This is a genomic window from uncultured Neglectibacter sp. (assembly GCA_937958185.1).
Taxonomy (GTDB): domain Bacteria; phylum Bacillota; class Clostridia; order Oscillospirales; family Acutalibacteraceae; genus Acutalibacter.
Genome location: CALFFN010000035.1, coordinates 1 through 4,899, shown reverse-complemented (window position 1 = coordinate 4,899; position 4,899 = coordinate 1). Strand labels below are relative to the sequence as shown.

Genomic DNA, 4,899 nt, shown 5'->3' with positions numbered 1-4,899 from the left:
CGAGATCTGCGTATGTGACTGGAGTTCTGACGTGTGCTCTTCCGATCTCCGCGATATCGACAAACTCAATTACGGCAGGCGTGTACTTCTTCGGCTCGTATATAGACGCCAGAAAATCAAGGCGCTCATCAGGAACCATGACCATGCCGACATTCGGCTCTATCGTGCAGAAGGGGTAGTTTGCGCTCTCGGCGCCGGCGTTGGTTATTGCGTTAAAAAGGGTCGATTTGCCCACGTTGGGCAGTCCTACGATTCCTAATTTCATAATGCTTTCTATCTCCTTAAAAAGTCTTGATTTTCAAGGGCTTCCGGAATCCGGCGCGCTTGGCTTACGCCATTTTTACGCCATTTTCGCATGGACTTATATGTTAGGAAACCCTGCCTGATTCGAATTGCCGCACAGCTTGATCCAAAGATTCGGATGTGACATGGACGTATCTGTCCATCGTTGTTTTTATACTTGCGTGACCAAGCAGCTTTTGAAGAACCTTGGGCTGCACGCCGCATTCAATCGCTCTTGTGGCGTAGGTATGGCGTAAAGCGTGCATACAGAATTTTTCAATTCCTGCTTCGTCGCATAGCTTATAAAGGTGGGTATCATAGGAACTGTTCTTTGCCGGTTCCCCGGTACGCCAGTTGATAAAGACAAGATCGCGCATGACCAGTTGGGAACTTGCACCCGTTCGCCGGTCAATATACTCCAGTGTTTGTGAGAGCAGCGGAGATTCCTTTTGCCAAGGGCGCTTATCCTTGATTTCTTTCAGAATTTCATAGGCCCGATCTGTCAGCGGGATGGTGCGATAGCTCTGCTGCGTCTTCGGAGGTCCGGCACGCCAAAAATGCTGCTTGTGACGATACTCCAAGGTTTTATTGACCGTCAGCGTCCGATTCTGAAAATCTATCGCATCCCACGTCAGTCCGATCATCTCGCCGGTACGCAAGCCAGTTTCAAGGATCAGCGCGTACTGATTGTAGTTGTGGGAACGTTTCGCAACTTCAAGAAATCTGATTTGCTCATCACGCGTCAAAAAGTGAATGTCGTCCGGCGCTCGGACCGGCTTTGTGTAGCGAACGCCGTCCATCGGGTGCTTGTAAATCAGATCGTTCATCTTCGCAGCCTTGAACAAGGTTCCCATCGTGATATAGGTCTGCCGGATGGTAGACCCTGCATAATCCGCATCCATGGAAAGCAGCACTTTTTTGCAGTGCATGGGCTTCACATCGGAAAGGAGCATTTTGCCGATGATGGGCTGGATATTCTGCTTATATCGCTCCCGATAATTTCGCAGGGTATTCGGTGCTAAATCGCCCACAATGTTCTCGATCCAAAATGAAAACCATGTGTCAACCGTCGTGTCCGAGGGACAAAACATATCTTCGTGCTTGTCGGCATATTTCGCCTGCTCGATCCAGTTACGCGCCTCGGGAATTGTCTGGAAATATTTCTCATGTCGTTTTCCTGCTTTGTCTACAAAACGTGCGTGATATAATCCGTCCTTTCTTTGGTAGATACCCTTACCGCATTCTTTGCCTTTTAAGTTTTTGCCCATTGTATACTCCTTTCCCGCAGAGAGAAAAGAGCCTACTGCAACAACATAATTATAGCAGATAGGTTCTTTTCTCTCAAGCTGTTTTTACAAATTATCTTTTGCCGTCAGATCACCAGCTTTTGACTGATGTACTCTTCAAACTCCCGGCGCTTTACCAGCTTTTTCGTCCCGACGAACAAAACGAAAGGGCAGTTGGGGCTGCGGAGCATACTGTCGATCTTGTTGATGCCGATATTGCTGTATTCTGCCGCCTCTCTGGCGGTCAGCGTCATTTTGAGGTGGATGGGGACGGTGAGAATGTTGTCCATGGAAATGTCTCCTTTCGTGGTGCTTATGTAGACAAATAGAACGCAATTTCGCGGCTGCGAGGGAAATCGTATTGCTTCCTACCTTCTGCGGTGCGGTAAGGCTTGGCATTCAAAGGCTTTTCGCCACCGAATTGTCTACGCCCGACCGCCGTTTGCGGGCGGATTTTGCCTTCTGCTGACGGTGAATGTTCTTGGCGCAGGTCGGGCAATATTTTGCCCTCCCGGAGCGGGCGAGGATGCCCGTGCCGCAGACTTCGCAGCGGCGAAGTTTCTTCGGGCTGAGGATGGTCTGTTCCAGCTTCGGCTGCTGGGGTAGCACGGCGCGGCGAAACCACCGGCAAAGCAGGCTTCGAGAGATGTGCTGCGGACAAACGCCGTCCAGCAGCAGGCAGTCGCCGCCTGAAAAGTTGCAGCAGCGCTTTGTGAGGCCGCGCACGCTGCGGAGCTGCCCCGGCGTCACGCGAAAGAGCGAGCCGTCCGGCAGGCGTTCAATGGGGTCAAGCTTGTGCATCTTCACCCTCCTTTGCGATGAGCTTTGCGTCCGCCGGATAGTTCAGCGTAATGAGGGCGGGCTTGCCCAAGCCCTGCTTGCGCCGGATAATCAGGCCGCTATACTCCAGCTCCCGGAAGATCCGCGTGGCGCTCTGGCGGCTGCGGTGGAGTTTCGTCTGTGCCTGCTCCAAGGTGAAGTACAGCCGGATCGTGCCGTCCGGCTCGACGTAGCCGTTTTGCCGGGAAATGCTTGCCCTGTCCAGCAGCAGCGCATAGAGCACCTTGGCGTCGTTGCTGATGTCCCGCAGGGCTTCGTCTTGGAGAAGAAACCTCGGGAGCGGTACATAGGACGCCGCCGGGCTCTGCGTCGTGAGCTTACAAAAAGTTTTCATCTGACCTCCTGTCCCATCCATCAATCCATCCATTTTTGTGTTGATTGGATTGATAGATTGATTCTCTTGTATCTTGATTTATTTCTTATTAGTTAGAGGATGAAATCCAGCCCCGATGAGCGTCACGGAAACCGTCGTCCTGAAATCCGGTTGCGGAACGCCCAAGAGCGTCAGCTTGTCCACCGTCCGGAAAACCGGTGACGGAAAACCCACACATGGAAAATCCCGTTGTGGTCAAAGTCCACTTTGATAATGTACCCGTCGATCAGCATCTTGCGGGCGTAAGCCCCGAAGTTGTGTGTCCCCAACTGGCGCATCTTGTGCTGAATGAGATTCAGTTCCTGCTCATTGAGGCAGATTTCCTTGCGGATGGGTCGTGTGCGGTCCGGCATATTGAAACACTCCTTTCACTTTACAACGGACATTTTTCCTCAAAAGCTTGGCACCCTTTTTCAAAAAACTTCTCTTGTCCATGATGCCCCCTCTACTTAGCTAAGTGAATCGGAGACCAGTTTTGTCCCAGATTTCTCGAAAAAGTTTTAAGGACGGCGAAGCAAGCTCTGCGTTCTGCTCCAAATTGACCTTTCTACTTTCCAACGGACAAAATGATGCGGTCTGTCACGGTTTTGTCTCGCAGGTGGTTCCATCTCACTTTACAACGGACAAAATTTCTGCAAATGGGGGTGGCGCGAAAAATTGTCCTTCTATATAACACACGGACATGTCTTCGCCTTTTGTCCGGAATAAGTTGCGCGATATTTTCAAAAAACCCTCTACTATACAACGGACATTTCTCTGCCGTTTTTTAAGTATCAGAGAAGAAAAAATGTCCCCGCTTTCGAAAAAGCGGGGACATCACGATCTGCGGATATTGGGATTTGAGAGAACAGCAAGCACAGCCGTTGTCCGGACACGCGACGATTTGGGGAGTATCCCAAGCCCTTTATCACGTTGTTGTCAACAGTGTGAGTCGAGAAAGCCTGCTTAGGAACATGCCGCTGATCGGCAGTACCAGCATTATGGTCGCAAGGGCTAAATTGACCGCTGTTCCGAAAATACGGAGAGGTGTGTACCTTCCGCGAAGCAGATGCTTCCACCACGCAGCATTCAAAATATGATGGGAAACGAAAATCACAAACATTCCGGTACCGAGATACTCGTGGGCGGTATGTACTAAGAGATAGCCGTTAACCCTTGATTTAACAATGATAAGGATCTAATTCAAACTTACTACTGTTGGCTGACGGATTCGGTGTGCAGAGGTAACAAACGCTAAGATGACCTCTCGTTTCCTAAAGAAACGAGAGGTTGATCTTTTTTGCTGTTTATTGGAGGGGAACTGGAGAAATATGTAGAATCAGATTATGTTCGTCAAAGAAAGAAATCTGCAACAAATCCTGAGGCTGACAGTTTCCACTGGCTGTATTCTTATTTTTCACTCTCTGTCGGTGGTTGTGGAGAACGGCACGAAAATGAGCCAGTAATTTTTCTGTACTGAATGGTTTCGTACCAGCAGATGCGCGAAATGAGTTGCTGAGAGGTGCTGCGAACAACCGCTCAAATTTTGTTCCCAGAGGTTTTGCGGCAGCAAAATCGGCTCTGAGTTTACGGAGAAAGGCAGCTTGCAGGTCTAAAAACTTGCAAGCTGCCTTCTAAAAAGTCTGCACTTTACTGCATCCGAGATCCAGCCAGAATCATCCGGACGATCATCTACCGAAATAATATAGATACATATCCTCCATATTGGGTGCTGTTGGTACTGCGTCGGGTCGAGGGGCGCTTTTGCTGAGCAGACGGATCACACTTTTTCCGTCTGTGTGCATGACATTGCTGCAGGTATATTGCTTTGTGAGTGCCGCTTCGTCCGCAGCGGGAACTGTAACGAGCCAAACTTGCCCGTTCAGCTGCTCCAGCAGCGAAGCAGGCTTTTGCATTTCGAGGACAACACCTTTCCGGAGCAGAATGATTTCGTTTGCGACTTCTTCGAGATCCGATACAATATGCGTCGACAGCAAAACGAGCTTTTGCTGGGAAAGATCACTGATGATCCCGCGGAGATCGGAAGAGCACACGTCAGAACCTCCAGTCACATACGCAGATCTCGTATGCCGTCTTCTGCTTGAAAAAAAAAAGGGGGGGGGGGGGGGGGGGGGGGGG

6 protein-coding genes and 1 pseudogene are annotated in these 4,899 nt (G+C 50.2%); all 7 read right to left on the bottom strand.

The window, feature by feature from the left end:
- Positions 1-265 (bottom strand): GTPase (locus tag AB8996_RS10615; RefSeq protein ID WP_369298961.1); only part of this gene is annotated, 265 nt, incomplete at its 3' end.
- Positions 266-368: 103 nt separating this feature from the next.
- A complete protein-coding gene (locus AB8996_RS10610; RefSeq protein WP_369298960.1) occupies positions 369-1,550 on the bottom strand; it encodes a tyrosine-type recombinase/integrase in 1,182 nt (393 codons plus the stop codon).
- Positions 1,551-1,654: 104 nt separating this feature from the next.
- A complete protein-coding gene (locus AB8996_RS10605; RefSeq protein ID WP_369298959.1) occupies positions 1,655-1,858 on the bottom strand; it encodes an excisionase in 204 nt (67 codons plus the stop codon).
- A gap of 109 nt (positions 1,859-1,967) precedes the next feature.
- A complete protein-coding gene (locus tag AB8996_RS10600) occupies positions 1,968-2,369 on the bottom strand; it encodes a cysteine-rich VLP protein (RefSeq protein ID WP_369298958.1) in 402 nt (133 codons plus the stop codon).
- Complete coding sequence (locus tag AB8996_RS10595) at positions 2,356-2,742, bottom strand: replication initiator protein A (RefSeq protein WP_369298957.1); 387 nt, start codon at positions 2,740-2,742, stop codon at positions 2,356-2,358. The genes AB8996_RS10600 and AB8996_RS10595 overlap by 14 nt, the downstream gene beginning before the upstream one ends.
- A gap of 239 nt (positions 2,743-2,981) precedes the next feature.
- A pseudogene (locus AB8996_RS10590) lies at positions 2,982-3,134 on the bottom strand (plasmid mobilization relaxosome protein MobC); the annotation flags it as partial.
- A gap of 1,314 nt (positions 3,135-4,448) precedes the next feature.
- The gene (locus tag AB8996_RS10585) at positions 4,449-4,814 is read right to left on the bottom strand and encodes a hypothetical protein (protein WP_369298956.1); all 366 of its coding nucleotides are present in this window, start codon (positions 4,812-4,814) and stop codon (positions 4,449-4,451) included.
- Positions 4,815-4,899: the final 85 nt, after the last annotated feature.